Annotated in this window: 24 protein-coding genes; 17 read left to right on the top strand and 7 right to left on the bottom strand. The window is 60.1% G+C overall.

What is annotated here, in order from left to right:
• Positions 1–28: 28 nt before the first annotated feature.
• Together mqo and GRO01_RS03775 are read left to right on the top strand one after the other, a co-directional pair.
• Positions 29–1,528: a malate dehydrogenase (quinone) gene (gene mqo, locus GRO01_RS03780; RefSeq protein ID WP_062509153.1), complete on the top strand. Its 1,500-nt coding sequence runs from the start codon at positions 29–31 to the stop codon at positions 1,526–1,528.
• 121 nt (positions 1,529–1,649) lie between these two features.
• On the top strand, positions 1,650–2,468 hold the full coding sequence (locus GRO01_RS03775; protein ID WP_062509156.1) for a DeoR/GlpR family DNA-binding transcription regulator: 819 nt from the start codon (positions 1,650–1,652) through the stop codon (positions 2,466–2,468).
• A gap of 9 nt (positions 2,469–2,477) precedes the next feature.
• Here the strand turns inward: GRO01_RS03775 and mntR are convergent, their stop codons facing one another.
• Positions 2,478–2,969 carry a manganese-binding transcriptional regulator MntR gene (gene mntR, locus GRO01_RS03770; RefSeq protein ID WP_062509158.1) on the bottom strand — a complete coding sequence of 164 codons (492 nt, stop codon included), beginning with the start codon at positions 2,967–2,969 and terminating at the stop codon, positions 2,478–2,480.
• Between the two features lie 168 nt (positions 2,970–3,137).
• Here mntR and GRO01_RS03765 point away from each other — a divergent pair, with 168 nt between their 5' ends.
• Complete coding sequence (locus tag GRO01_RS03765; protein ID WP_062509388.1) at positions 3,138–4,490, top strand: Nramp family divalent metal transporter; 1,353 nt, start codon at positions 3,138–3,140, stop codon at positions 4,488–4,490.
• 3 nt (positions 4,491–4,493) lie between these two features.
• On the opposite strand, the gene GRO01_RS03760 is transcribed toward GRO01_RS03765, so the two are convergent.
• The 3 genes from GRO01_RS03760 to GRO01_RS03750 form a co-directional block, all read right to left on the bottom strand.
• Positions 4,494–5,450 carry a glutaminase gene (locus GRO01_RS03760; protein ID WP_062509160.1) on the bottom strand — a complete coding sequence of 319 codons (957 nt, stop codon included), beginning with the start codon at positions 5,448–5,450 and terminating at the stop codon, positions 4,494–4,496.
• A gap of 152 nt (positions 5,451–5,602) precedes the next feature.
• On the bottom strand, positions 5,603–7,024 hold the full coding sequence (gene cysG, locus GRO01_RS03755; protein ID WP_062509162.1) for a siroheme synthase CysG: 1,422 nt from the start codon (positions 7,022–7,024) through the stop codon (positions 5,603–5,605).
• Between the two features lie 148 nt (positions 7,025–7,172).
• On the bottom strand, positions 7,173–7,391 hold the full coding sequence (locus GRO01_RS03750; RefSeq protein WP_141306768.1) for a hypothetical protein: 219 nt from the start codon (positions 7,389–7,391) through the stop codon (positions 7,173–7,175).
• A gap of 207 nt (positions 7,392–7,598) precedes the next feature.
• Here GRO01_RS03750 and GRO01_RS13705 point away from each other — a divergent pair, with 207 nt between their 5' ends.
• The 3 genes from GRO01_RS13705 to GRO01_RS03740 all read left to right on the top strand — a co-directional run bounded on the left by GRO01_RS13705 (position 7,599) and on the right by GRO01_RS03740 (position 11,175).
• Positions 7,599–7,724, top strand: a complete 126-nt coding sequence (locus tag GRO01_RS13705) for a hypothetical protein (protein WP_264787796.1) — start codon at positions 7,599–7,601, stop codon at positions 7,722–7,724.
• A 49-nt stretch (positions 7,725–7,773) separates the two neighbouring features.
• Positions 7,774–8,361, top strand: a complete 588-nt coding sequence (locus tag GRO01_RS03745) for an HD domain-containing protein (RefSeq protein ID WP_062509165.1) — start codon at positions 7,774–7,776, stop codon at positions 8,359–8,361.
• 153 nt (positions 8,362–8,514) lie between these two features.
• On the top strand, positions 8,515–11,175 hold the full coding sequence (locus GRO01_RS03740) for a TonB-dependent receptor (RefSeq protein WP_062509168.1): 2,661 nt from the start codon (positions 8,515–8,517) through the stop codon (positions 11,173–11,175).
• A 6-nt stretch (positions 11,176–11,181) separates the two neighbouring features.
• On the opposite strand, the gene alr is transcribed toward GRO01_RS03740, so the two are convergent.
• Entirely contained in the window at positions 11,182–12,282 is a 1,101-nt protein-coding gene (gene alr / locus GRO01_RS03735) for an alanine racemase (RefSeq protein WP_062509389.1), read from the bottom strand.
• Between the two features lie 283 nt (positions 12,283–12,565).
• Between alr and GRO01_RS03730 the strand changes: the two genes are divergently transcribed.
• From GRO01_RS03730 to spt, 5 genes are all read left to right on the top strand, one after another.
• Positions 12,566–13,876 (top strand): lipopolysaccharide biosynthesis protein, encoded by a 1,311-nt coding sequence (locus tag GRO01_RS03730; RefSeq protein WP_231490269.1) that lies wholly within the window; start codon positions 12,566–12,568, stop codon positions 13,874–13,876.
• The gene (locus GRO01_RS03725) at positions 13,873–15,003 is read left to right on the top strand and encodes a hypothetical protein (protein ID WP_062509173.1); all 1,131 of its coding nucleotides are present in this window, start codon (positions 13,873–13,875) and stop codon (positions 15,001–15,003) included. Before GRO01_RS03730 ends, GRO01_RS03725 begins: the two co-directional genes overlap by 4 nt.
• Complete coding sequence (locus GRO01_RS03720; RefSeq protein WP_174787397.1) at positions 15,003–16,814, top strand: fatty acyl-AMP ligase; 1,812 nt, start codon at positions 15,003–15,005, stop codon at positions 16,812–16,814. The genes GRO01_RS03725 and GRO01_RS03720 overlap by 1 nt, the downstream gene beginning before the upstream one ends.
• A gap of 113 nt (positions 16,815–16,927) precedes the next feature.
• Positions 16,928–17,182, top strand: coding sequence for an acyl carrier protein (locus GRO01_RS03715; RefSeq protein ID WP_062509391.1), 255 nt, complete (start codon positions 16,928–16,930; stop codon positions 17,180–17,182).
• On the top strand, positions 17,179–18,372 hold the full coding sequence (spt, locus tag GRO01_RS03710) for a serine palmitoyltransferase (RefSeq protein WP_083541359.1): 1,194 nt from the start codon (positions 17,179–17,181) through the stop codon (positions 18,370–18,372). The genes GRO01_RS03715 and spt overlap by 4 nt, the downstream gene beginning before the upstream one ends.
• A gap of 39 nt (positions 18,373–18,411) precedes the next feature.
• Here the strand turns inward: spt and GRO01_RS03705 are convergent, their stop codons facing one another.
• Both GRO01_RS03705 and GRO01_RS03700 read right to left on the bottom strand, forming a co-directional pair.
• A complete protein-coding gene (locus tag GRO01_RS03705) occupies positions 18,412–19,350 on the bottom strand; it encodes a hypothetical protein (protein ID WP_062509178.1) in 939 nt (312 codons plus the stop codon).
• Entirely contained in the window at positions 19,343–20,290 is a 948-nt protein-coding gene (locus tag GRO01_RS03700; protein WP_062509180.1) for a diacylglycerol/lipid kinase family protein, read from the bottom strand. The genes GRO01_RS03705 and GRO01_RS03700 overlap by 8 nt, the downstream gene beginning before the upstream one ends.
• A gap of 142 nt (positions 20,291–20,432) precedes the next feature.
• On the opposite strand from GRO01_RS03700, the gene GRO01_RS03695 reads away from it, so the two are divergent.
• Genes GRO01_RS03695 through GRO01_RS03670 form a run of 6 tightly spaced genes read left to right on the top strand, consistent with a single transcriptional unit; the run spans position 20,433 to position 26,244 of the window.
• A complete protein-coding gene (locus tag GRO01_RS03695) occupies positions 20,433–21,356 on the top strand; it encodes a metallophosphoesterase family protein (protein WP_062509182.1) in 924 nt (307 codons plus the stop codon).
• Positions 21,353–22,507, top strand: a complete 1,155-nt coding sequence (locus GRO01_RS03690; RefSeq protein WP_062509184.1) for an LptF/LptG family permease — start codon at positions 21,353–21,355, stop codon at positions 22,505–22,507. Before GRO01_RS03695 ends, GRO01_RS03690 begins: the two co-directional genes overlap by 4 nt.
• Positions 22,504–23,613 (top strand): LptF/LptG family permease, encoded by a 1,110-nt coding sequence (locus tag GRO01_RS03685; protein WP_174787396.1) that lies wholly within the window; start codon positions 22,504–22,506, stop codon positions 23,611–23,613. Before GRO01_RS03690 ends, GRO01_RS03685 begins: the two co-directional genes overlap by 4 nt.
• Positions 23,610–24,425: a sterol desaturase family protein gene (locus tag GRO01_RS03680; protein WP_062509191.1), complete on the top strand. Its 816-nt coding sequence runs from the start codon at positions 23,610–23,612 to the stop codon at positions 24,423–24,425. The genes GRO01_RS03685 and GRO01_RS03680 overlap by 4 nt, the downstream gene beginning before the upstream one ends.
• Entirely contained in the window at positions 24,422–25,177 is a 756-nt protein-coding gene (locus tag GRO01_RS03675) for a nucleotidyltransferase family protein (protein WP_062509193.1), read from the top strand. Before GRO01_RS03680 ends, GRO01_RS03675 begins: the two co-directional genes overlap by 4 nt.
• A complete protein-coding gene (locus GRO01_RS03670) occupies positions 25,174–26,244 on the top strand; it encodes a glycosyltransferase (protein ID WP_062509195.1) in 1,071 nt (356 codons plus the stop codon). Before GRO01_RS03675 ends, GRO01_RS03670 begins: the two co-directional genes overlap by 4 nt.
• The last annotated feature ends 4 nt before the right edge of the window (positions 26,245–26,248 follow it).

The raw sequence follows: 26,248 nt of genomic DNA, 5'->3' as shown, positions 1-26,248 counted from the left end.
TTTCCAGCCCCTGCCGGATTTCAGCATCATGCCGTCACTCTCCAGCCTCTGCCCCGATATCGTCCTGATCGGCGCCGGGATTATGAGTTCCACGCTTGCCGCCCTGCTGTGCGAGTTGGATCCGTCGCTCTCGATGGTGATGTTCGAAACCCTCTCCGACTGCGGGCAGGAAAGCTCCTATGCCTGGAACAATGCCGGGACCGGACATGCTGGCAACTGCGAACTGAACTACACGCCCCAGCGCGCGGATGGCAGCGTCGATATCTCCAAGGCGCTGGCCGTCAATACGGAATTCGATCTCTCCCGGCAGCTCTGGGCCCACTGGGTGCGTGAAGGCCGGATTGCCGATCCGGCCGCGTTCGTTCAGCCCTGCCCGCATATCAGTCTGGTGTGGGGTGCAGAGAATGTGGCGTTCCTCAAGGCCCGCTATGAGGCCATGGTCGCCCATCACTGCTTTGCCGACATGGAATACACCGATGACCCGGCGGTCATCGCGCAATGGGCCCCGCTCGCCATGGCGGGACGCGATACGACACAGCCCGTCGCGGCCACGCGCATCAGGGAAGGCACGGACGTCAATTTCGGTGCCCTGACGCATGCCCTGACCGCATCGCTCAGGACCGACCGCAACGTCTCCATCCACTATAACCATCGCGTCACGGATCTGACCCGAACCGAGGACGGCCGCTGGCGCGTCACGGCAACGGATACTGAAAGCGGTCACGCCACAACGGTCCTGACGCGCTTCGTCTTCATCGGCGCGGGCGGCAATGCCCTGCCGCTGCTTCAGGCGTCCGGCATCCCCGAAGCAGCACATTACGCAGGCTTCCCGGTCAGCGGACTCTGGCTGCGCTGCACCGACCCGACCATCACGCGCCAGCATCACGCCAAGGTTTACGGCAAGGCCCCCGTCGGCTCCCCGCCCATGTCGGTCCCGCATCTCGATACCCGCGTGATCGACGGGAAATCCTGCCTGCTGTTCGGGCCCTATGCCGGTTTTTCTACGAAATTTCTTAAGAGCGGGTCGTGGACGGATTATTTCCGCTCCCTGACGCCGAAAAACATCATCCCTGCCCTGACGGCCGGAAAAGACAATCTCGGCCTGCTGGATTATCTCGTAAAACAGGTCATCCAGACCAACGAGGCGCGTTTTCAGGCACTTCTGGACTTTTACCCGACCGCACGGCCCGAAGACTGGAGCAAGGTCGTGGCCGGGCAGCGGGTGCAGATCATCCGGCCCGATAGCGGCCTGCACGGCAAACTCCGCTTTGGTACCGAACTCGTCAAAAACGCTGACCGCTCCCTCGTCGCGGTACTGGGTGCCTCTCCCGGCGCGTCCATTGCAGCGTCCGTGGCACTTCAGGTCGTGCAGGGCTGCTTCCCCGAACGGCTTGTCGAGGGCGGCTGGCTGCCCCGCCTGCGGCAGGTTTTTCCTGCTTATGGCGTCGATCTGACGCAGGACGCCCAGGCCTGCACGACGCTCCGTCGTGATACGGCTCAGGTCCTGAAGATTACCACACCGACCTGATAATCACCTTTTTGGGGCTGAATGCTCTCCAGCGGGCGTTACAGACGGCCTCTGGCCTGTTATGATAGATACGATTTTACATTTATCTGTTTGTATTCACGCTCAGGAATCGATTTGAGACATGACTGATGGTTCGGGCTCCGTAGTCGCTACCGCCGCACCGCAGGGTTCAAAGCGGCGGGATAATACGGCCCGCCAGAAACAGATCCTCGACGTTCTTCTTGAAACCGGCAGTGCGACGATCGAAGGACTGGCCGAGCGTTTCGATGTCAGCCGCATGACGATCCATCGCGATGCGCATGCGCTGGTCCAGCAGGGCCTGATCGACAAGCTGCATGGCAGCATCGTGCTGCGCAACAAGGTCACGACGCAGAAAACCGTCAATTTCCGCCGCTCGCGTGCAACGGATCTCAAGGACGCCATCATCCAGCGGGCCATCTCGCTGATCCAGCCCGAGCAGGTTCTGGTTCTGGATGACTCCACAACCGTTGCGGCAATGCTGCCCCTGTTGCCTGCCCTCGCACCGCTGACGATCATCACCAACGCCGTTGGGGTAATTCAGGCGTTGTCGCCCTATCCCAACCTGAAGCTGATCTGCCTTGGCGGCGACTACAACCCGCCGCGCAATGCCTTCTTCGGTCTGGTCTGCGAGCAGGCGGCGCAGTCGCTGCGGGCGAACATGATGTTCCTCTCGACATCCATCATCCACAACGCCACCGCCTTCCAGAACGATCAGGACGTTGTAAAGGTCAAGCGGGCCATGATGGACATTGCGGATCAGTGCGTCCTGCTGGTGGACAGCACGAAGTTCCGCAAGGGCGGCCTGCACCGTTTGGCTTCACTGACGGAATTTGACCGCGTCCTGACGGACTCGCAGCTCAAGCCGTCCATCGCCAAGGCTCTGATACAGGACGACGTGAAGCTTGAAATCTGCACCTGACTGCAGGTGTCAGGCGTTGGGCAATGCCTGCATGAACTGTTTCAGTCCGCCCTCGATGGCTTTTTCGAACAGGCTCAGGGTTTCGCTCCCGACATAGTGCTCCACACCCTCGGCATCGACGCGGGCGTTTTCCTCGCTCACACCCAGAGCGAGCAGAAATGCTTCTACGATCCGGTGCCGGTGTCGCGCCCTGTCCGCCATATCCTGACCGGCCGGTGTCAGGAAAACGCCCCGATAGGGCTTCTGCGTGACATACCCTTCTGTCGCAAGACGGGCCAGCATCTTTGCCACTGTCGGCTGTGAGACGCCCAGACGCCCGGCGATATCGACCTGCCGGGCTTCCTGCCCTTCCGACAGCAGGTCCGAAATCAGCTCCACATAGTCTTCGACCAGCACATTGCGTCGCGCCGCCCGATTGGCACGGAAGCCTTCGGAATGGGTTTCGACATCAGGCAGCATCTCTTTGGGCGCCGCATTTTTCAGACGTCTTTTCCGGTCCATTCCCGTCCTGTGCCTCCATAGGGAAAACAATATTCGCGGCGGAATAAAACATTCCTGCATTTTCCGCCAGTCCGAATAATCACGTTTTTCCAGATCGCGTCTTTTTCAACAGGCTCATCAATATAGCATATTGAATATTGGTCGTGGATGGGATTGGATGTTCCCCTGATGTCAGATTCCACCACTCCCAGCACTCCGCCCGTGGAGTCCCGGACGTCCCCGGATATGCGGCAAAGTCTGCCGGATGCGTTTTCCAGCATTCATGTGCCGGGGGCTGATGCGTCCTGGATCAGACGTTTTCTGGCCTTTGTCGGGCCGGGCTTCATGGTGTCGGTCGGCTATATGGACCCGGGCAACTGGGCCACGGATCTGCAGGGCGGGTCGCGCTACGGCTATACGCTGCTCTGCGTCATCATGCTGTCAAACCTGATGGCGATCCTGCTTCAGGCGCTCTCAGCACGCCTCGGGATCGCGACGGGACGCGATCTGGCGCAGGCCTGCAGGGATCATTTTTCGCTACGCGTGAACATCGTGCTGTGGCTGGCCTGTGAACTGGCCATTATCGCCTGTGATCTGGCGGAAGTCATTGGCACGGCGGTGGCGCTTCAGCTTCTGTTCGGTCTGCCTCTTCTGGGCGGCGCGCTGCTCTCCATTCTGGACGCACTGGTTGTCCTGCTACTGATGAACCGGGGCTTCCGCTATCTGGAAGCCTTCGTGATCGCGCTTTTAGGCATTATTGCGCTGTGTTTCGGAATCCAGCTTGTCGCAGCCGCCCCGCCCATGCACAGCGTTCTGGCCGGGCTCCTCCCCGATCCGAAGATCCTGACGACACCGGGGATGCTCTATGTCGCCATCGGCATTATCGGTGCCACGGTCATGCCGCATAACCTGTATCTGCATTCCTCGATCGTGCAGACCCGCGCCTATGAGCGCACACCAGCCGGGCGGCGGGATGCGATCCGCTGGACGAGCTGGGACAGCACGATTGCCCTGACTCTGGCACTATTTATCAACGCGGCGATCCTGATCGTAGCGGCAGCAGCGTTTCACAATTCCGGCCATCAGGACGTGGCGGAAATCCAGGATGCCTACCGGCTGCTCTCCCCGATCCTCGGGCTTGGCATGGCCTCCACGCTATTCGCACTCGCTCTTCTGGCAGCAGGCACGAATTCGACGATCACCGGCACACTGGCCGGACAGATCATCATGGAGGGCTTCCTGCACCTCCGCATTCCGCACTGGGCCAGACGGCTTCTGACTCGTGGGCTGGCGATTGTGCCTGTCGCAATCGTCACGCTGATCTATGGCAACCGGGGTGTGGGCGATCTACTGATGGCCAGTCAGGTCATCCTGTCGCTGCAACTGCCGTTTGCCGTCATCCCGCTGGTCATGTTCGTTTCGGACCGCAGGACGATGGGCGAGTTCGTAATTTCCGCACCCGTCCGTGTCCTGTCATGGTTCGTGGCAGGGCTGATCCTGCTGCTGAACTTCAAGCTGCTTTACGACACTCTGGCGGGCTGAGAGTCAGGTGGGGTTGGCAACCCACGGGTTCGCCCGGAAAACCGACCACCCCGTGTGCTGAACAAGCCGTTCCAGCGCCCGTGTCCCCAACAGGGAGTTCCCCTGTGCATTCAGCCCCGGCGACCACACTGCAATGGACGCAACACCCGGCGCAACCGCCAGAATACCACCACCCACGCCGGATTTTCCGGGGAGGCCAACGCGGATGGCGAAAGCGCCCGAGCCGTCATAATGGCCACACATCATCATTAGTGCGAGGATCGTCTGGGCATTGCGCTCGGACATCACGCGTTCGCCTGTGAGTGGGTTCCGGCCGCCCGTCATGAGATAGGTCCCGACTTGTGCCAACTGGTGGCAGCTCATGGTAAGGGCGCATTGATGGAAATAGAAATCCAGCGTGTCCTCGACCACGTTGCGGATATTGCCGAATGTCCGCATGTAGTTTGCAAGCGCCATGTTGCGAAAACCGGTCGCGCGCTCCTGCCGGGCGACGTCTGTGTCGATGTCGATTGAAGCAGGATCGCTCACCAGCGGACGCAGGAACTCCAGCAGGCGGGTCTGGGCGTTCTCGCGGCCATAACGCGAGACCAGAATATCCGCGATGACGATGGCACCCGCATTGATAAACGGATTGCGGGGAATGCCGTGCTCGTTTTCGAGCTGAACGATGGAGTTGAAGGCGCTGCCCGAAGGCTCCTGACGCACCCGGCCCCATAGCTCTTCACCCATCGCATTGAGCGCCATGCTCAGGCTGAACACTTTGGAAACGCTCTGGACCGAGAACGGGACCTCCGCATCCCCGACCGTATGGGTCGCCCCGTCCATGCCGACCACTGCCATACCGAACCGGTCCAGATCCACCCGGGCAAGCGGAGGAATGTAATTGGCAACGGTCCCGCGTTCGGAGGCCGTGCGCATTTCCTCTGCGATCGAGACGATAATGGACGCAAGTGTGGTCATGGGACCTCGGTGATTGGATCGCGATGTGACTGAAAGAACAGGAGTTTCACAGGCCCTGACGCATGCGGGCAACCCGCGGGAGCGTAAAGAGGGATATGCGCTGCGAGCATGGCTGAAAGAGCGGATCTTCCTGCCATGCAGAACACATCAAGTTACGGCGAGATAACCCGGTGCCGGACCACCTGCCCGACGATTACCAGTGCGGGTGACTTCACCTGCGCCTCGGCGGCCTGTCCGGCAATCGTCTCCAGCGTTCCGGTGAAGACGCGCTGGCCCGGCTGTGTTCCACGCTCGACGATTGCCACCGGCCAGTCCGCGGGCAGTCCTTTTCCCATCAGTCCGGCGGCAAGCTGTGGCAGGGTCGAGATGCCCATATAGATCACGACGGTCTGGCGCCGGTCGGCCATGTCGTCCCATGGCAGGTCCAGCACACCATCGGCCTTCGCATGGCCGGTCACGAACAGGCAGGCCTGCGCGCAATCACGATGCGTCAGGGGAATACCGGAGCATGCAGCACATCCATTAGCCGCCGAAATGCCCGGCACCAGACGGAAGGCAACACCGGCTTCGACCAGAGCCTCGATTTCCTCGCCACCACGTCCGAAAATGAATGGATCGCCTCCCTTGAGTCGCAGGACACGCTCGCCGGCCTGTGCGCGACGGATCATTTCGCGGTTGATCTCATCCTGCGGCAGGGCATGCCGGTCCCGCTGCTTGCCGACAAAAACAAGCTCTGCATCCCGGCGCACCATATCCAGCAGGGCTGGCGAGAGCAGGTTGTCGTAGAGAACGGAGTCCGCATTCTGCATCAGGCGCAATGCCTTGAGCGTCAGCAGATCCGGATCACCAGGGCCTGCACCGACAAGCCAGACTTCTCCTGTTTTGCGCGGCGCATCCAGAAGCGTCTGAAGATATGCATCGGCCCGGCTCTCGTCACCGGACTGCGCGACTTCCGCTCCTGGGCCATCGAGAAAATCTTCCCAGATACGTTTGCGGTCCTGAACCTCGGGATAACGCCCTGACACCAGCACGCGCCGCGACTGCATATAGGCAGCCAGACGCCCCGTGCCTTCCGGCAGAAGTGTTTCAATCTGCTCACGCAGACGACGGGCGAGCACGGGGGCGGCCCCGCCTGTAGAAACAGCTACCCTTACCCCACCCCGGCGCACCTGCGCGGGCGTGATAAAGCTTGAGGGTTGGGAATCATCCACCGCGCAGACGGGAATGTTCAGTTCATCAGCAATGGCCGCGACCTGCCGGTTGGTCTCCCGGCTGTCCGTTGCAGCGTAAACCAGTCGGCAACCCGGCAGACAGGTCCGCAGGGTAAGTTCCTCCGCCCGGCCGCCAATATGGTGAACCAGACCGGCCTCAACCCATCCCTGAACAACCGGATGCAGTTGTTCGGCCAGAACGTCGATCCGCGCACCGTGGTCAAGCAGAAGACGCCCCTTGTTGAGGGCAATTTCTCCTCCACCTACCAGCAGGACGCGGGCACCGGAAAGCCGGATGGAAATGGGAAACCAGCCTGTCTCCGGAGAAGATTCCGGGCTGGAAGGCGAACGCGGTGCAGTCATCGAGGTGTGGATGTCCGGATGAGAGGGGCCTGGCAGAATTCAGGACCGCATTCAGCGACAGCCAGACCGGAACGTCAAATCCGGACCGCGCCACTCCCATCAGAGTTAGGACACGCCCTACTGAACGGGCGCGTCCCGATAGAGGCTGTTACCAGCCGCCCTGACGTCCCGGACCGCCACTCATACCCTGCCCGTTCATGCCTCCACCGTTCATGCCGGGACCACCCATATTTTGACCGCCATAACCCCGGTCGTCATGGCGATGATGATGGTGTCCGCCATCACGACGTCCATCATAAGGACCATCACAGGCTGCAAGCGACAGGGACAGACCGGCTCCAAGAACCAGGGCAACAATCTTCTTCATGAACAGCTCCACCGAAAATATTTCAGGCTCTCAGATGCAGAGCCAAATATGGTGTTCTCAAGGAGAGAACGTAACAGAGAATGACAGCACAGAATTTTGCAAAGAAATTCCAACAGGGAGGCTGATGGAAATGCTAGGATTGTGAATGAACAGGGATCCCGTTGACTGGCGCTTGCGGATCAAACTTCTTTTTACGGAACATGTCTCATGCCCGCGTTGATAGTCAAAATGCTGAAATCCCTTCAGAACGGGCCCGGATTTCTTGTTCTGCTCGTGCTTCTGGCCGTTGCGGTCTTTGTGGGATATGAAGTCCTGTATGCGCTTGTCGGATAAATCTCCCGCAACGGCCGTATCGCGCACCGTCACAGACAGGACCCACTGCATGACAAAAGGCGATCTTGAAAAGCGCCTCGATTTTCTCCGGGAAGCCTCCCGCCTCAAGGATATCCTCAGACGGACCTATACCCATGGCGGCCAGACCGAAAGCACGGCCGAGCATACCTGGGCGCTTTGCCTGCTGGTCATGACCTTCGCCGACCAGCTTGAAGGCATCAACCTTCTGAAACTGCTGAAAATCTGCATCCTCCACGATCTGGGCGAGGCCATCCACGGCGATGTTCCCGCCATTTCGCTCCAGGCCTCTGCCAACAAGGCCGCGCAGGAACGCGAGGATCTGCTGACGATCATGGCCCCCCTGCCCGATGATCTGCAGGCAGAATTTCTGGCGCTATGGGACGAATACGAGAATGCGGCGTCTCCCGAAGCCCGGTTAGCCAAGGCTTTCGACAAGATCGAGACGATCAGCCAGCACAATGCCGGCCTCAATCCGGATGATTTCGACCATACGTTCAATCTGACCTATGGCCGCAAATATACGGACGCCACGGAACTGACCCGTCGCATCCGGGAAATTCTGGACGAGGAAACCCGCCGCAATATGGTGCGTAGCCGGAACATGGTTGCCAGCTAGAGGTCCCTTTAGTCTCGACATACAGAAGAAAATCCGTCAGAAACAGCCTCAAATGACCTTCTACTGCCACGATATCCTTACAGATTCGTGACATTCTGCACCCGCTGCGGACATTCCGGCCCGCACGCAATGCAGGAGCACGCAAAAGAGCGCATGTCAGATCATGACCTGAAAATTCAAGTCACCCTTCCTCTGACACGCCCCATGCTGCGTCCGGCTCTCAGCCTCGTCTGGGGTCTTGGCAGCCTGTTTCCTGCTGTCTCCACACTCGCTCAGACCACATCCGGTGCCACCGCCGCACCGGCAGCCCCGCAGCACAATGCAACGACAGTCACCACGTCCACGACATCAGTGAACGGAGGCGAGAAGATTGTCGTCAAAGCCCACAAGCCGGCCGGAGCCGTGCTGGGTGACGCCAAGCCGATCATGCAGATCCAGGCTGACGAAATCCGCTCATACGGCGTCGATACCGCGGCCGATCTCCTGACGGCCATTGCCCCGGAAACACGCTCGGGACGCGGTGCGACGGGGAACACGCCGGTCGTGCTTCTGAACGGCAAGCGCATCTCGGGGATGCAGGAAGTCAACGATCTGCCGTTCGAGGCCATCGCCCGTGTCGAGATATTCACCGAGGAAGAAGCCCTGCGCTACGGCTATCCGGCCGATGAGCGTGTGGTGAACATCATTACCGTCAAGCACTTCCGTGCCGTCCGGATGCGGGCCTATGGCAGCACATCCACAGATGGTGGCGGCAATGACGGTGTTCTTGGTGCCAGTTTCACGAAGCTCTCCGGGGATCGTCGGATCAATCTGAGTGCCCGGTATGAAGCACAGGCCCGTCTGCTCGACAGTGACCGCGGCGTGACCCCGCCTTCCGCCAGCAGTCTCTATTCCAATGCGGGCAACATCGCATCCGCCGACGGAGGAAGTCTTGATCCGGCGCTGGATAGGCTTGTGGGGCAAAGCGTGACTTCGGCTGGCGTACCCTCACTCGCAGCCGGACAGATCCCGACCCTTCAGGATTTCACAACCTACGCCAATGCACCGCATGTCAGTTCGAATGCGTCAGACTACAGCCTTCAGCCCAGAACGCATGAACTGAGTCTGAACGGCGTCTATGCGGACCAGATCTTCAAAACAGTCTCGGCCTCCTTCAACGCCAGCTATACGCGTAGCGATTCCGAAAGCCTTCAGGGCCCGGCGCGGGGCATCCTCACACTTCCTTCCACCAGCCTGTATTCGCCCTTCTCGCAGGACACATTGCTATACCGGGACTACACGAATGTCTCCGCACTCCAGCAGACATCCCATACGGATGCGGTTCATGCCGGAGTGAATTTCAACGGCGATGTCCGAAGCTGGAAATGGAACAGCACCGGAAGTTTCGACCGCTCTACCACAACGACCAACAGCCAGACCGGACTTGACCTGACCGGCGCCCAGACGGCGCTGACCGACGGGATGACGACCTTCGATCCGTTCTCGGCCGTAGACCGGAGCTGGCTGAACAATCGCCTAGTCAATCACGGACACACCACCGGCACGACCGGCAAGGTCACGGGGCTGCTGTCGGGTTCGGTCTTTTCCCTGCCTGCCGGTGATGTCTCGACCAGCATCGCCCCGACCGGCACCATAACCGAGCAGAATGCGACATCGCTCAGTCAGGGCAAACTGCAGCGGACCCATATCAGCCGCGATGTCGGCACCCTGCAGATTAACGGCGATATTCCGATTGCCAATGCGCGCAAACACGTCCTGTCGTTTCTGGGCAAGCTCGATGCGAACATCAACGGTGCTATTAGTCAGGTGTCGCATTTCGGAACTCTGGGCACAATTGGCGGGGGCGTGACATGGGAGCCCGTGTCATGGATCCAGTTCCCGTTCTCCGTCACCGATCGTACCGAAGCACCAGCAGCCACGGATCTGATTGCCCCGCAGATCGAGACGCCAAATGTCACGACCTATGATTACGTCACCGGACGCTCGGTGCAGGTGACGACCATCTCGGGCGGCAACAGGAACCTTCGGGCGGCGGACCGGCACGAAATCAGCATCGGGACGATCATTGCTCCGGATTTTCTCGAAGGTGCACGGCTGCATGTCAATTATGTGCGGGACCGCAACCACAATCCGGTCATAAGCCTGCCAACCGCGACCGCTGCGATCGAAGAGGCCTTCCCTGACCGCTATCAGCGCAATTCGGACGGGATTCTTGATGTTGTCGATATCCGGCCGGTCAATGCGGTCATGGAAAAGCGCAATGAGTGGAACGCGACGTTCTCTTTTTCGCGTCCTTTGGGGAAAAAGCCTTCCGGCAGGGGCGGAAAACATGGCGCTGGTGGACGGTACTATATTGTCCTCACGCAGGTCTGGCGCCTGAAAGACACCGTGCAACTGCGTGCCGGCCTGCCACCGATTGATCTGCTGGACGGCGGCACTATTGGCGGAACGGGCGGCCAACCGCGGCATGAAGTCGAGCTTCAGGGCGGCGTCTTCAAGAACGGGTTCGGCTTCCGCCTCGTCACCAAATGGCAGTCCGGAACATCCACCCTGGCCAGTACGCACGCCAACAGCCTGTTTTTCAGCGATCTGGCAACAGTGGATATGACGGGCTTTGCCGATCTGGGGGAAATTCCGCGCTGGCAGAACCGACCCTGGGCAAAGAACTTTCGCGTCATGGTTTCGGTCAGCAATCTCTTCAACAGCCGCATCCGCGCCCGCAATGGCTCCGGCATTACCCCGGCCGGCTACGAACCCGCCTTTCTGGACCCACTCGGGCGGACCATCTCGCTCTCGATCCGCAAATCGGTCTGAAACAGATCAGGGCGGTACATAGACACGATGAAAACGGTTCCCCAGAGACGTCAGAACCTCATAGCCGATCGTCCCCGCTGACCGGGCCAGCGCATCCACATCCTGCGCCGGTCCCAGCGCCGACAGCACATCGCCGGCCTCAAGATCGGCAGGAGCCTCAGTCAGATCGACGGAAATGCTGTCCATCGAAACACGCCCGATAACCGGGAGCCGCGTCCGGTCATGCCAGACCGCTCCCCGTCCCTCCTGCGCCCGAAAGAATCCGTCTGCATAGCCCAGCCCGAGCGTGGCGACCCGCGTTGGTTTCATGGCTGTCCAACTCAGGCCGTATCCAACGCGGTCCCCAGCCTCCACGGTCCGGATCTGAACGATCCGCGCATCAAGGGAGACGACCGGGCGGAGCATCCGGTTGCCTTCTGAAGGCGCAATTCCGTAAAGGGCCGCCCCCGGACGGATCAGCTCGAAATGATACTCCGGCCCCAGGAAAATGCCGGATGATGCAGAAAGGGAACGGGGAACACCTGGAAAGCAGGCCGCCATATCCACAAAACGTTGCCGCTGCGTGTCATTGGACAGATTGTCCGGCTCATCAGCACAGGCCAGATGGCTCATCACCAGTTGCAGGTTCAGGCCATCAAAGAGCGTGTGATCGTCAAGATCAGCGGAGTTCAACCCGAAACGGGACATTCCGGAATCAAACTGAAGTGCCGCCGGAAATGCATATCCTTTCCCGTTGCAGAACCGTTTCCAACTGCGGACCTGATCGAGGTCATTGAGAACAGGAATAAGATCATGCGACTGCATGCTACCTTCGCAGCCAGGCATGAAGCCGTGCAGGACGAAAATACGCACATCTGGTAGCACGGCTCTCAAGGCAATGCCTTCATCCAGATGCGCTACAAAAAAGGTTTTTGCGTTCTGCGCGGCGAGGACAGGAGCTATCCTGTCTGCTCCCAATCCATAAGCATCGGCTTTGACGACAGCCGCACATTCTGCTTCCGGCGCCAATCCGGCAACGAAACCGTAATTTTCGGTGATGGCCCGGAGACTGACGGTCATCCAGGCTCCAGCCCGGGCCGAGGCGGCATCCTGAAAAAGTGTCTGCATGGGACTGTCCGTAAGGCTTTGATGCTCCTTTATGACATCCCTGTCATACGACGCAACGTCCATACCATGCTTTTCAGAACGGGAATTATGCGCAACAGAAAATGATATGCTGCAGGCAAGCGCAATCTTTGGTCACAAAAAGTGAGTTCAGATTTGCGGGGAAATGCCTATTTCTGATGCCGAAAAGAGTTAACGGCAAGACTGTCACGAAAGTTTCCATAAATTGATGTCAGACGATTCATCGTCTCCCCAGACCGCCCGTAAAGGCGGAGTTCAGCGTGTCATGAGCAATCTGGGCGTCCTTCTCGGAGGACGTGCAGTCAATGCGCCGCTGAGTCTCGTCCATATCTGGATGGCGACCCATCTATTGGGAAGTTACAGCTTCGGACTCGTTGCGATGATGTACGCCTTCGCACGGACGATGGGCGATATCGTCGATTTCCAGTCATGGCAGACGGTCCTGCATTTTGGACTGCGCCCCCTAACGCAGGGCGATCGTCGCAGTTTTCAGAAAATCGTATCCTTCAGTCTTCTACTGGACAGTTTCGGCGGTCTGCTGGGGTTTGCTGGCGGTGTTCTGATCAGCCTGCTGGCCATGAATTTTCTGGGATGGCCGCCGCAGATCCATGTCATTGGCGTGATCTACTGCGTCTCCATCCTGTTCATGGCATCAGCAACCGCGACCGGTCTGCTGCGGGTTTTTGACCGCTACGACCTCCTTGCCGTGCAGGGGACGGTTGCCACGATCGTCCGTGTGGTTGGCACGGCCTCGATGGCTCTGGGCTGGGCTTCGGTTGCCGCGCTGGCCAGCGTATGGATCGCCGCAGAGATCGCTGCCTGGGGGACGCTCTTCTTCATGGCGACCCGCGAGATGTATCGCCGTGACCTGATCCGCGGCCTGTTTCAGGAAATGCGCGGCATTGTTCCCGATATCCTGAACGGACAGTTCTTCCGCACTTATCCCGGGATCTGGCGCTTTGCATTAAACACGAACCTCAATTCGACGCTCGCACTGGCTTTTGGCCATATCGGGACGCTGGTGGTGGGTGCGTTCGTCGGTCCGACCAGCGCCGGATATTATCGCATTGCCAGCCAGATCGCGGCAGGGATTGCAAAGCCTGCAACCCTGATCCAGACGACTGTCTATCCCGAAATGGCCCGCCTGTGGCGCGACAGGGCCATGAACCGCCTTTATCGCCTCACCGGTCAGATCGCCCTGATGGCCGGCGGAATTGGCACCGCGCTTCTTCTGCTGACCGTGTTTGCCGGACAACCGCTCCTGCAGCTGTATATCGGCCACAAGGGCGCAACCGAGGCTCTTCCGGTCACGCTGTGGCTGCTGGCTGCCGAAGTGGTGACAGTCTGGGGCCTGCCGCTGGAACCATTACTGTTCACGACCAACCGCTCAGGTGCTGCGATCGGTGCCCGCATTCTCGAATGCCTGTTTTTCCTTCCCGCACTCGTAATGATGGTTCGCCATTACGGGTTGAGCGGAGTTGGACCGGCTACGTTGTGCGGGGTAACGCTTCTGATCACGATCCAGCTCGTGCTTGTGCTTCGGACAACCCGTGCGCCAGAAGGAGTGGCGGCATGAAAGTCGCATTTCCTCTCATTGGCCAGCGTCACCAGACCCTGCATGCGCTGCCGATCGCGCTGGAAGTCTCCGCGCGCCATCCGGATGTTGCGGTACACGTTTCCTGCCTGACCGTGAGCCATCTTGAACTGGCCCGCTCGCTGGCGACGCTCTATCCCGAAGCACGGGTGCAGTTCGATCTGCTCCCGATTTCCGCGAAGCTGCGCCGTCGCATCGAGCAGCATGGTCTGCGGGTCGTGGACCGCCTGATCGGGCTCTTTGCGTCCCGTCGCTATTTCCGGAACTTCAATTCGATCATCGTCCCGGAAGCAACGTCCCTGCAGCTTCGCCGCATGGGTGTGCGCCGCCCGAAAATGATCTGGACCGGTCATGGCGCCGGTGACCGGGCCATCGGTTTTGCCCGACATCTCGGGAAATTCGATTTCCTGCTGGTTCCAGGCCGCAAGGTCGAGCAGCGCATGCTGGAAAAGGGCATCATCCGTCCGGGCGCCTATCACCGTGGCACCTATGCCAAGTTCGATCTCGTGCGGCGCATGGATGCGAAACGGCCGAAGCTATTCAACAACAACCGGCCGACGATCCTGTATAACCCGCATTTCCTGCGCCGCCTGTCATCCTGGCCGGAAATGGGACACCAGATCCTGGATTTCTTTGCCAGGCAGGATCGCTACAACCTTGTTTTCGCGCCGCATTTTCGTCTCTTCGACAATCACCGCGAAGAGGGAGAAGCCCTGAAGCGCCAGTATGGGCATCTGCCGCACATGCTGATTGATCCGGGAAGCCACCGCAGCATCGACATGACCTATACGATGGGGGCAGACCTCTATCTGGGGGATGTCAGCAGTCAGGTGGCCGAATTCATGATCCGCCCGCGCCCTTGTCTCTTCCTCAACGCCCACCATGTCAAATGGCATGGAAATCCGGATTATCAGTTCTGGACACTGGGGCCGGTGACGGAAAACGTGTCGGATCTGGGCGCGAAGATCGAGAATGCCTTCGAAACGCATCCTCGTTTTCTTGAGGCGCAGCGCCAATATGTATTAGAGACATTCGAAACACTGGGTGATGAGCCCACTGCTCCCGCTGCGGCGGATGCAATCGTCGATTTTCTGAAAAGGGCTGCCTGATGTCAGGTAATCCAAACGGAGCTAGTCCAGGTTTGACCGAGGCCAACCAGAACCCAACCGCCAATCCCGTCCCGACGCCCAGCCGTTCCGGCCTGGAAAGACGTTACGGTGATTTCCCCAGCTTTGCTGCCGCACTCGATTACGCGGCGCAGGGTGAGAGCGGATTCAACATCTATTCCGGACGGGGACAGCTTCTTGAAGCGCTGCCTTACCGTCTGCTGCGCGAGCAGGCCCGTTCCATGGCCTGCCGCCTGCTGGGTCTTGGCCTTGTCCCTGGTGACCGTGTTGCGATCGTTGCGGAAAGCGATGGCGATTTCGCCCGGATTTTCTTCGGCTGCCAGTACGCTGGCCTCGTCCCGGCCCCCCTGCCCCTGCCCGTCGCGTTCGGTGGACGTGAAGGCTATGTGGCGACCCTGCGCGGGATGATCCAGAGTGCCGCGGCCCGTGCTGTCGTGGTTCCAGACGTGATCGGAAGCTGGACCGGCGAGATCATTGACGGACTTGATCTGGTGTTCGGCGGCTCGCCGGCCGATCTGTACCGTCACGCCGAAGCCCGTGTCGAACTGCCGGAAATTTCTCCGACGGCCCTGTCCTATCTTCAGTTTTCCTCGGGAAGCACGCGCTTTCCGATGGGTGTCTCGGTCACGCAGGCAGCCGGCATGGCCAATGCCCGCGCCATCGCCCGTGACGGCCTGCATGTCCACCCGGCAGAAGATCCGCGTGATGACCGCTGCGTCTCCTGGCTGCCGCTCTATCATGACATGGGTCTTGTCGGCTTCTTCCTGACGCCACTGACCTGCCAGCTCTCCGTGGACCTGCTGCCCACCCGCGAGTTTGCCCGTCGCCCGCATGTCTGGCTGGACCTGATCTCCCGCAACCGCGGCACGATCGCCTACAGCCCGTCCTTCGGCTACGAACTCTGCGCCCGCCGCAGCGGTCAGGCCGATCTTGATCTGTCGTGCTGGCGTATTGCCGGGATCGGCGGCGACATGATCCGCCATCATATCCTTGAAGGCTTTGCCGAGCGTTTCGCGTCCAACGGCTTCAGGGCCAGCGCTTTCGTCGCCAGTTATGGCATGGCAGAAGCCACCCTTGCGATCAGCTTTGCCCCGCTCGATACCGGCATCCAGACTGACACGATCGACCTGCGCCGTCTTGAAAAGGACGGTATTGCCGAACCGTCCAACGATCCGTCCCATCCGCTGCGGACCTTCGTCCTGTGCGGTGAGGCTCTGCCCGATCACCAGATCGAAGTCCGCGATGCAACGGGCCGTGATCTGGCGGACCGACAGGTCGGAACCGTTTATGTCCGCGGACCGAGTCTCATGTGCGGCTATTTCCGCCGCCCTGACGAGACCGAAGCCGTTCTTGACGCTGATGGCTGGCTGAACACGGGTGATCTTGGTTATCACCTCAACGGCCAGATTGTTGTCACCGGCCGTGCCAAGGATCTCATCATTATCAATGGCCGCAACATCTGGCCGCAGGATCTGGAATGGTCCGCCGAAAGCGAGATCCCGTCCCTGCGCTCGCGTGACGTTGCCGTCTTCTCCGTGGATAGCGACGAAGGCGAGAAAATCGTGGCTCTCGTGCAGTGCCGGGCAACGGAAGATGCGAGCCGTGATCAACTCCGCGATGAGGTCACGAGTCTGTTCCGCCGCCAGCACGGCGTGGATGTTGACGTCATTCTCGTTCCGCCCCGCACGCTCCCCCAGACCTCCTCTGGCAAGCTGACCCGTGCGAAGGCCAAAAGCATGCTGCTCTCCGGTCAGTTCGAACAGCAGCCTGAAACCACGCCTTCGGTCGCCTGATCTCTTTCCGGCCGCGCCACGCGACTGCCAGAACAGGCAGAGGGGTGGCGAACGGGGCCGGTTTGGAGCATAAGGCTTGCCCAAGATTGCACAGACACCGAGAGTTGAAGTCCATGACTGACAGCGTCGCCGGCATTTCCGGAATGATCATTGAAAAACTGCTTGCCAACCCGAAGGTTCCCCGGGACATCGACGGCAACAGCAAGATTGTCGAAGACCTGGCCTTTGACAGCCTGGCCGTCATGAACTTCGTCATGGAAATCGAGGATGAACTCGACGTTTCCGTGCCGCTCGACAAGCTTGCGGACATCCGGACCATCAATGATCTTGCCGCATGCCTGCACACGCTCAAGGTTGCCCACGCGTGACAGATATTTTTGCCAAGCACGCAGGCCTGCGCGAAGCCTATGAAGGCCTGACGGCCGCGTCGCCGCGCAATCCGTTTGAAGTCGTGATCGAACGCCCGATCTCCGCCAGTGTGGGGATCATCGAAGGCCGCGAGACGCTTCTGTTCGGGACCAACAACTATCTTGGTCTCAGCCAGTCGAAAAAGGCCATCGACGCTGCCGTGGAAACGGCGGAGACGATGGGCGTTGGCACGACAGGCTCTCGCATTGCGAACGGTACCTTCGGTCTGCATCGCAAGCTGGAAGCGAAGCTCGCCGAGTTCTTCCGCCGCAAGCACTGCATGGTGTTCTCGACTGGCTATCAGGCCAATCTGGGCACGATCTCGGCTCTGGTAAACAAGGACGACGTCCTGCTGCTTGATGCGGACAGCCATGCGAGCATCTATGACGGCGCCAAGCTGTCCGGCGCGCAGGTCATTCGTTTCCGCCACAACGATCCGGTTGATCTGGAAAAGCGTCTGGCACGCCTGAAGGACCATCCGGGCGCGAAGCTGATCGTAGCCGAGGGCATCTATTCCATGACGGGCAATGTTGCCCCGCTGGACAAGTTCGTGGACATCAAAACGCGCTACGGGGCGTATCTGATGGCTGACGAAGCGCATTCATTCGGCGTTCTGGGTGACCATGGCCGCGGCGTTGCGGAAATGCAGGGTTGCGAGGACGGGATCGACTTCGTAGTCGGCACGTTCTCCAAGTCGCTTGGAACTGTTGGCGGCTACTGCGTCACGGATCATGACGGCGTGGACCTGATGCGTCTGTGCTCGCGGCCTTACATGTTCACGGCCTCCCTGCCCCCAGAGATCATTGCCGCCACCATGGCAGCCCTCGAGGATATGCAGGAGCGTCCTGAACTGCGGATCAAGCTTCAGGAAAATGCGGCCCGTCTGCATGCAGGACTTCAGAAGGTGGGCCTCAAGACAGGCGAGCATGTCTCCCCCGTTGTGGCCGTCACACTGGAAACCGTTGATCAGGCTGTCGGGTTCTGGAACGCCCTTCTGGAAAACGGGGTCTACGTAAACCTCTCGCTGCCGCCAGCAACGCCGGATAACCGTCCGCTTCTGCGCTGCTCGGTTATGGCCGCACATTCTCCTGAAGAAATTGACCGCGCTGTTGCGGTCTTTGGCGAAGTCGCCAGACATTTCGGACTGTAAGACCAAAAAAGGGGATCCCATGGATCCCCTTTTTTGTTTTCAGTTTTTCTGACGTTTCAGAAGATGGCGTGCCCGCCACAGAAGCCGGGGCAGCATCACAAGTGGATGCCTGCTTTCAAAGGGCGATAGCTGCATATCAAAGCCCGTATGGCGCTTTATCTTCCAGGCCAGATAGGATGCGCCATTTTCAAAAGTGAAGGCCGCTTTCATAAGTCTGGCTACATTGCGAGGGCGACCCGATTTCTGGATCAGAGCCCAGCGGTGGATTGCCTTTTTGCGGAGCGCTGCACTGATAACAGGTTCCAGCATATCGCCACGTGCCGCAAACTGCAGATGTGCCCGCGCCCAGCCCAGAGGCAGCATGGCTGCGTAACGGGCTTCCTGCCCTTGCAAAATACTGCTCCCCCGCCCCTTTTTCTCCACGCGGAGTTCAGAGGCATAGGTGTGAGCAAAAAGGATTTTCCAGAAATCGTCAGCCGTCATGGAGGGCTGACCCAGCAGCGCTGCCCAGCATGACGCTGTTGTGACGCAGGCTGCGATCAGTGACAGGACAGCATCCGCGCTTTCCGGATCACGGACCCAGACCAGCCGCACCGGCTGGCAGAATCGCGCCCAGATTGTCGTATCCAGGACCCCGAGCCCGGTTCGGGCGGCAAACTGTGCACGCGACAATACCGCAATCTTGGCCCGCAGGGTGCGGTGACCATGGCGGAATTCGGCATAGCGGACATTGGGTGGCAGAACGAGGTTGCCGGTCCGCGCCACCATTCCGCCGGAAAAGCCTTCGGCGTTTTCAGTGACGATATAGAAGTCGAGAATACCGTCCGGGTCGGCTTTCCGCAGCATCGACCCATAAAACAGGATGCCCAGCGGCAGAACGGGACAGGCGCGGGCCAGCGCTTCAGCAAAGGCGACGACACCGGAGTCGACCGGCGTTGTCAGTTCACCGATCAGGCGCTGTTCGAGCGCATCAGGCATGGAGAAACCGGAAGCCGGGAGCACGTTCCAGACGCAGGACTCCATCAGGAGCTGCCGTGAAGACCTCACCATCGAGTACGAAATCACTTTCCGTGACCAGGGTCATGTCATCCGTACGACCACTGACATAATCAGGGTGACGGCGCAGCCAGCGGGGTGCACGCCCACATAAAAGGGCAGCCGTCGCCCGCAGCAGGCTCTCCGGCCAGGCGCTGACGTCGAGGTATCGCAATCCCTCGACATTGGGCTCGGCATCCCAGAATGGCCAGATCCCGCGCGACAGACGTGACAGTCCGGTCGTCAGGAACATGAAGCTCTGCCCGTCATAGACATGGCCACCGGTCTCGATCCGCAGCGGATCGCCCTTGAGCCAGTCTTCGCGGCTTTTGCGGAACATGAGGCTGATAAATGTCGACAGTAGCGTAATGCCAACGGCCAGATCGTGCGGCGCAAAGCGCAGAACGGTAGGTGAATGCGCAATCCGTACGGCCCGTGCATATCCGGCACAGCCACCGAACAGGCCGAGCACCGGCATGCGGTCCGTTCCCGGCCAGGACAGGCGGATCGGTGTACGCATGCTGGATCGCAGCCCGCCCTGCCGCAGACGCTGGATCGCTTCCATGCCCCGCAGACCGAAGCCGACATCCCCCGCGATCAGGTTCGTATTGCCAGATGCAAGAATCACGATATCTGGAAGTCTGTCAGCCGGATAGGCGCGTGCGATGGCGGTCAGAGCGGTGCTGACCGTCCCGTCTCCGCCATCGATGAGAATGGTATCGATCCCGCGCTCGCAGAGCTGCCGGACATGCTCTGTTGTACCTTCACGGCTATCGGAAGGAACGAAATCCTTTCCCAGAAGGGTCTGGGCCTCGACAGCAAAACTGGAACCGTTCCGGCGGTTTTTCCGGCTACGGGCATTATGGATCAAGGCAATGCGCACTGGGTGAGGCAATCTTCATCTGGCGTTCGGCTATGCGGGCGGGTCTAGCACGGCTATGATGGAACTGCCAGAACAGGGCGGCCCGGATCCTCGTCCGGACACTCATTCCTGGCGTGGATACTGACAAGGCCCTTTTCTGATCATGACCCCTGACCTGCCCGCAGATCCCATCTCGTCGCGGCACACGTCCCCTGTCCCCACGCCCGCTGTCACATTGGCCCATATTTCGGACCCGCATCTGCCCCCGCCGCCGGTTCACTGGCGCGAGGCGCTCAACAAGCGCGCCCTGAGTCTGCTGTCATGGAAGAAGCACCGCCAGTACGTCCATCTCGCGCAGACCTGTGCGGCGCTGGTCAAGGATATCAGGCGCTCAGACGTCGATACCATCCTCGTCAGCGGGGATCTGACCAATTTCGGAACGCCTGATGAATTTGCAGAGGCGGCCCGCTGGCTGGATGCCCTGCCCGCGCCTGCCCTTGTTATTCCCGGCAATCATGACTGCATGGTCAGACAGCCGGCATCGGCCGGTCTGCACCAGTGGGAGCGCTGGTCTGCCCGGCAGTATCCTTACGTCCGCATCCAGAACGGCGTTGCGCTCGTTGGCGTCAATTCCGGTATTCCAACCGCACCCTTCATGGCCTGCGGGCGTGTCGGACGTCGCCAGCGTGAGCGGCTTGAAGTCCTGATGGAGCGTCTTGGGAAGGAAGGATTGTGCCGGGTCGTGATGATCCATCATCCACCCAAACGCGGCCTCGTCCCCTGGCGTAAGTCCCTGCTCGATCACCGGGAAGTCGCCGGGGTGTTCCGGCGGGCAGGAGCGGAGATCGTCCTGCATGGCCACTCCCATGATGCGACCCTGACTCATATTGCCGGAACGGATATTCCACTGCTCGGCGTGGCGTCCGCATCCCTGACCGATGAACGCCCGCACCGGCAGGCCTGCTGGAATCATCTGTCCATCCACCCATATGAAAAGGGCTGGACGATCGATCTGGCACGTCACCGGCTCGATGGTTCCGTCAGCGAACGGGCGTCGTGGAAGCGGACAGGAAGGACAGAGGCGTGAAACAGCGGGCCCATATTCTGGACCGGTATCTGCTGACACAGATGGTGCCCCCCTTCGCGATCGCGCTTCTGGCCATGCTGGTCGCCCTGCTGCTGGAACGCCTTCTGTCCCTCTTTGACTATCTGGCTTCGGCAGGCAGTTCGCTTGGAACCTGCATCGCGCTTCTGACGGATCTGCTGCCCCATTATTTCGGAATCGCGCTGCCTGCCGCACTCTGCATTTCGGTTTTCCTGACCATCCGCGGCATGAGCGACAATAACGAGATTGACGCCCTTCAGGCCGGTCGCGTCTCCCTGATGCGGATCAGCCGACCGTTCATGATCGTTGGGCTGCTCCTCAGCGCAGCCAGCGTCTTCCTTTACGGCTATATCCAGCCGGTCGCGCGCTATGACTATCGTGCAGGCTTCTATTTTGCCGAGCATACAGGCTGGGCGCCGCATCTTCAGGCCGGGATGTTCGCATCCACCTCCAGCAAGGCCGTCATGACCGCTGACAGCGTCAGCCACGCCGGTACCCGGCTCAGACGTGTGTTCATCCGTGAAGTCAATGCGAATGGTGTCGCCCATATCATCACGGCCCGTACCGGCGCACTGACCATTTCCGAAAAGACCCGCAGCACCCGTCTTGACTTGTGGAACGGGGAAATCGTGGATGATCCGTTCCAGGCGATCAAACCTCACAAGCCGACCGTGACCCATTTCGAACATGTCGTCCGCGTCATTGACCGCCCGACCAGGGAAACGACTTTCCGCTCCCGCGGGGCCGATGAACGTGAACTGACGCTATTCGAACTGGCCCATGACCTGCGCTATGGCCTGCCGGGCATTGAGTACCGCACACTCAGAGCAGAGATGGATTTCCGCATGGCCCGCGCACTGGCCATTCCCTTCATTCCGCCCCTTGCTGTTGCTCTGGCCATTGGCTCCCGGCGGAAAAAATCGGTCTGGGGCCTGATAGCGGTTGCCGTCATTCTGATCGGCTTCGACCAGACCCTGATGTTCGGTCACAGCCTTGCCTCAACCGGGCGCCTTCCGATCTGGCTGGCGATCTGGGTGCCGGAACTCATCTTCTGCATCGGCTGTCTGGCCGCCCTGCTCCGTCGCTCCCGCGGCTCCTGGCGCCGCCGCACGCTGACACGGGCCTCCGCATGACCGAGTCCACGCAGCGTATGCCCCGGTTTGTGCTGATCAAGGCGCTCAACCGTGCCCTTCTGGGACGGTTCATGCTCTGTGGCGCCGTCCTCGTCTCCCTGCTGGAGATCCTGGCACTTCTTGAAAAGACGACTCCGATCCTGAACCGGCATCTCGGCGTCCGAGGTATCCTGACATTCGCGTTCCTGCATTTGCCGGCCCTGAGCATCGACATCCTGCCACTCGCCTTCATGGTCGGGGCACTGTTCCTCCTCACCCAGATGACGCTGTCGAGTGAAATCTCGGCGCTGCGGGCAGCCGGACTGTCAACGCCGGCACTGTATCGCCTTCTCATACCCGCCGTCCTGATTGCGGGCATCGGAGGTTCCTGTGCCCAGTACTGGCTGGTCCCACCCTGCGAAAATGCCCTCACCACCTGGTGGAACCGGACCGATCCGCTGGCCGGAAAAGAAGGGCAGCCCGAAGACGACATCCTGTGGTTCCGCGCAGGCCCCACGCTGGTCAGGATCGGGCAGATCGCCCAGGGCGGCTATTTCCTGCGGGACGTGACGATCTATCATCGTGACGCCACGGGCCTACTGACCGGAACCGAGCATACGAATATCCTGACGTATCAGAACGGCCAGTGGCATCCTGATGGCGCGCAGGATCTTTCCCTTTCCGACGACAAGTCGTTCGTTAATGTGACAAAGGGTGACAACACTTTTGTTATTCCTGCCACACCGTCGATCATCATGACGCTGTCGCAGAACGGGGCATTCGTGACCCCGGGGCAGATCAGCGCCATTCTTCACAAAGGTGCACCGGCAAGTCTGCCTAGGGCCACATACCGTATGGCGCTGTTCACGGGCATGATTCTGCCCGTTCAGATTGCAGTAATGCTTCTATTGACGCTGCCGGTGATCTATATCCCACCCCGTGCAGGACTTCGAAATCCACTTCCCGTCTATGTTCTGGCGGCTGGAATGGGCTTTGTCATCCTGCAGGGAATGATTTCCGCACTTGGAAATGCCGGGACGCTTCCGGCGCCCCTGGCTGTCAGTGTAGGCCCGCTGCTGGGTGCCCTTCTGGGGCTGACCTGGCTTCTGCGGATGGAGGAACGATGAGCAACTTCAAGGCACCATGGCGCAACATGTCCGCCATCCGGACAGGCCGCAGCTTCGATCTGGGAAAGATGAACCTCTCCCAACTCTGGTTCGCCTATCTGACCTATCCGACGATCCTGCTCTATTTTGCGCTGATCGCGGGCTCCGCATGGGCGGCGCTGCATTTCTCGACCGCGCTCTGGATGACACTCATCCCGGTGCCTGTGGTCATCGTCGTTTACCCGCTGGCCTGGTATGCAATCCACCGCTTCATCCTTCATGGACGCTGGCTCTATCGCAACCACTGGACGGCATCGCTCTGGAAGCGCATCCATTTCGACCACCATCAGGACCCGCATCTGCTGGACGTGCTATTCGGCTCCCCGCTGAACACGGTGCCGACGATGGCTATCATCACCATGCCGATCGGCGGACTGATCGCCGGCTGGAGCGGTGCGTTCTGTGCGCTGTCCACGGCGCTGGTCATGACCTGCATCTACGAGTTCTTCCACTGCATCCAGCATCTGGCCTACAAGCCGCGCTGGAAATGGGTCGCGAACATCAAGCAGTTGCATGTGCTGCACCATTTCCATGACGAAGACGGCAATTTTGGCATCACGAACTATGTGCCGGACCGCCTGTTCAGCAGTTTCTACCGCGAAGCCCGCGACCGGCCCCGCAGCAAGCATGTCTTCAATCTCGGCTATGATATCGAGGAAGCGCATCGCTATCCGTGGGTGATGGACCTGACGGGATCGCCCCCGAAGGACCGTCCCGATGGCGCGCGCCCGGCCGGGGCCCGCACGGCTTCCGGGCATAACCGCGCGGCATGAGCCTCCCTGTTCTGGTTCTCGCCGGCTCCCGCGACGGCGAGAATGATGTGCTTGCGAAGCTGGGGCAGGTTTCCCACAAGGCGCTTCTTCCCGTCGCTGGTCAGCCGATGCTGGCCCGCGTCCTCGACACGATTGCCCACACGCCCGGCCTTGGGCCTGTGACGATCAGCATCGAAAATCCGGACTGCATCAAGGATCTGGCAGGTAATGCCATGATCCTGCGCTCCGCCCCCTCTCCCAGCGAAAGCGTCGCCGAAGCCATTGCCCGGATTGGAACGCCCTGTCTGGTGACGACGGCCGATCACGCGCTTCTACGTCCGGAATGGATTCAGGAATTCCTTGCCAAGGCCCAGGGCTGCGATCTGGCCGCCGGTATCGCACTGCGCGCCACGGTAGAACGCGATGTGCCCGGCACGAAACGGACCTATATCCGCCTGTCGGATATGAGCTTCTCAGGCTGCAACCTGTTTCTGATCGGCACCCCAAAAGGGCGGAACGTCATCGAACTGTGGAAGCGGCTTCAGCAGAACCGCAAGCGCCCGCTCCGGATGGCCATGACGCTGGGCCTCGGAACCCTTCTGCGCGCCGTGACCCACACATTGGACTCGACAGCACTCTGTCGCCGCATCCTTAAGCTGACTGGTTCCAGCGTACGTCTGGTGCCCTTGTCGGACGGGCGCGCGGCAGTGGACGTGGACAAACCTTCCGACCTGAAACTGGCCGAACAAATCCTGGCGCAAACGACCCCATGAAAATCGCCTATATCATCAATTCCCTTGAATGCGGCGGCGCACAGCTTCCCATTCCGGATATCGTGTCTGTTCTGAAGGCACGCGGCGGCGATGTGACGATCTTTGCACTGGCCCGCAAGGATGGGCTCGCCATTCCGTTGATCGAAGCCGCCGGCATCCCCGTGCGCGTTCGGGAAGGCACCACACGGGATCACATCGCGGCCTATCGCTGGCTGCGGGACGAGATGGAGGCGTTTCAGCCGGACCTGATCTGGACGTCCCTCAGCCGCGCCACGCTTCTGGGGCAGTTGGTCGCGCTGCGTCACAAGACTCCGACGGTTCACTGGCAGCACTGCGGACGTTTGAAGAAGGTCAATGCCTTCCTGCTACGCCTGTGTCGCCCTTACACCACGCTTTGGGTTGCCGACTCCCAGTCCGTCATTACCTTTGCGGGCAAAGAACTCGCCATCAGCGACAATTTCGTCGCCTGGCCCATTTTCCGGGCTGATCCGGATGCTCCTGTCGCCACACCATGGAAAGAAGGCGAAGTCGTGCGCGTCGGATCACTGGGACGTCTGAACCCGGTCAAGGCGTATGACATGCTATGCGAGGCCGTAGCCCTTCTGAAAGACCATCCGGACCTGCCGCCATTCCGCCTTCAGATTGCAGGGGATGGTCCCGAACATGCAGCGCTTCAGGCCCGTATTACGGCCGGAAATCTGCCGATCGACCTACTGGGCTATGAATCAAAGCCCTTTGATTTCCTGAAGACACTGCATCTTTACGTCCAGTCGTCGCATTGGGAGGGCATGTGTGTCGCGGGGCATGAAGCCATGTCCTGCGGCCTGCCGGTCGTTTCCACCCCTGCGGGCGAACTGGCGTCGAGCATTCTCGATGGCGAGACGGGACGCATCGTGCCGTTCGACAATGCCCCCGCCCTTGCCGCTGCTCTGGCGGACCTGATCGGCAGACCCGCGGAGCTCGCGGCGATGGGGGCACGCTCCCGCGCCCGCGTACTGGAACGCTTCGGCCCCGAAGCGTTCGTCAGGCATGGCAACGCGGTGCTGGATCGTATCCCGGGCTTCTGAGCGC

Origin of the sequence: Gluconobacter roseus NBRC 3990 (assembly GCF_006538885.1) — a bacterium.
Lineage (GTDB): Bacteria > Pseudomonadota > Alphaproteobacteria > Acetobacterales > Acetobacteraceae > Gluconobacter > Gluconobacter roseus.
Note: the sequence above shows the minus strand (reverse complement) of the source record. Positions and strands in the feature narration are given on the sequence as shown.

Coding starts and splice junctions, on each gene's coding strand:
- GRO01_RS03730 (WP_231490269.1), top strand. CDS start 12,566: ATGAGCAATCTGGGCGTCCTTCTCGGAGGACGTGCAGTCAATGCGCCG.
- GRO01_RS03775 (WP_062509156.1), top strand. CDS start 1,650: ATGACTGATGGTTCGGGCTCCGTAGTCGCTACCGCCGCACCGCAGGGT.
- GRO01_RS03695 (WP_062509182.1), top strand. CDS start 20,433: ATGACCCCTGACCTGCCCGCAGATCCCATCTCGTCGCGGCACACGTCC.
- GRO01_RS03745 (WP_062509165.1), top strand. CDS start 7,774: ATGACAAAAGGCGATCTTGAAAAGCGCCTCGATTTTCTCCGGGAAGCC.
- GRO01_RS03760 (WP_062509160.1), bottom strand. CDS start 5,450: ATGACCACACTTGCGTCCATTATCGTCTCGATCGCAGAGGAAATGCGC.
- GRO01_RS03670 (WP_062509195.1), top strand. CDS start 25,174: ATGAAAATCGCCTATATCATCAATTCCCTTGAATGCGGCGGCGCACAG.
- cysG (WP_062509162.1), bottom strand. CDS start 7,024: ATGACTGCACCGCGTTCGCCTTCCAGCCCGGAATCTTCTCCGGAGACA.
- mqo (WP_062509153.1), top strand. CDS start 29: ATGCCGTCACTCTCCAGCCTCTGCCCCGATATCGTCCTGATCGGCGCC.
- GRO01_RS03740 (WP_062509168.1), top strand. CDS start 8,515: ATGTCAGATCATGACCTGAAAATTCAAGTCACCCTTCCTCTGACACGC.
- mntR (WP_062509158.1), bottom strand. CDS start 2,969: ATGGACCGGAAAAGACGTCTGAAAAATGCGGCGCCCAAAGAGATGCTG.
- GRO01_RS03705 (WP_062509178.1), bottom strand. CDS start 19,350: ATGCCTGATGCGCTCGAACAGCGCCTGATCGGTGAACTGACAACGCCG.
- GRO01_RS13705 (WP_264787796.1), top strand. CDS start 7,599: ATGCCCGCGTTGATAGTCAAAATGCTGAAATCCCTTCAGAACGGGCCC.
- GRO01_RS03685 (WP_174787396.1), top strand. CDS start 22,504: ATGACCGAGTCCACGCAGCGTATGCCCCGGTTTGTGCTGATCAAGGCG.
- GRO01_RS03725 (WP_062509173.1), top strand. CDS start 13,873: ATGAAAGTCGCATTTCCTCTCATTGGCCAGCGTCACCAGACCCTGCAT.
- GRO01_RS03680 (WP_062509191.1), top strand. CDS start 23,610: ATGAGCAACTTCAAGGCACCATGGCGCAACATGTCCGCCATCCGGACA.
- alr (WP_062509389.1), bottom strand. CDS start 12,282: ATGCAGACACTTTTTCAGGATGCCGCCTCGGCCCGGGCTGGAGCCTGG.
- GRO01_RS03720 (WP_174787397.1), top strand. CDS start 15,003: ATGTCAGGTAATCCAAACGGAGCTAGTCCAGGTTTGACCGAGGCCAAC.
- GRO01_RS03750 (WP_141306768.1), bottom strand. CDS start 7,391: ATGAAGAAGATTGTTGCCCTGGTTCTTGGAGCCGGTCTGTCCCTGTCG.
- GRO01_RS03715 (WP_062509391.1), top strand. CDS start 16,928: ATGACTGACAGCGTCGCCGGCATTTCCGGAATGATCATTGAAAAACTG.
- GRO01_RS03765 (WP_062509388.1), top strand. CDS start 3,138: ATGTCAGATTCCACCACTCCCAGCACTCCGCCCGTGGAGTCCCGGACG.
- GRO01_RS03675 (WP_062509193.1), top strand. CDS start 24,422: ATGAGCCTCCCTGTTCTGGTTCTCGCCGGCTCCCGCGACGGCGAGAAT.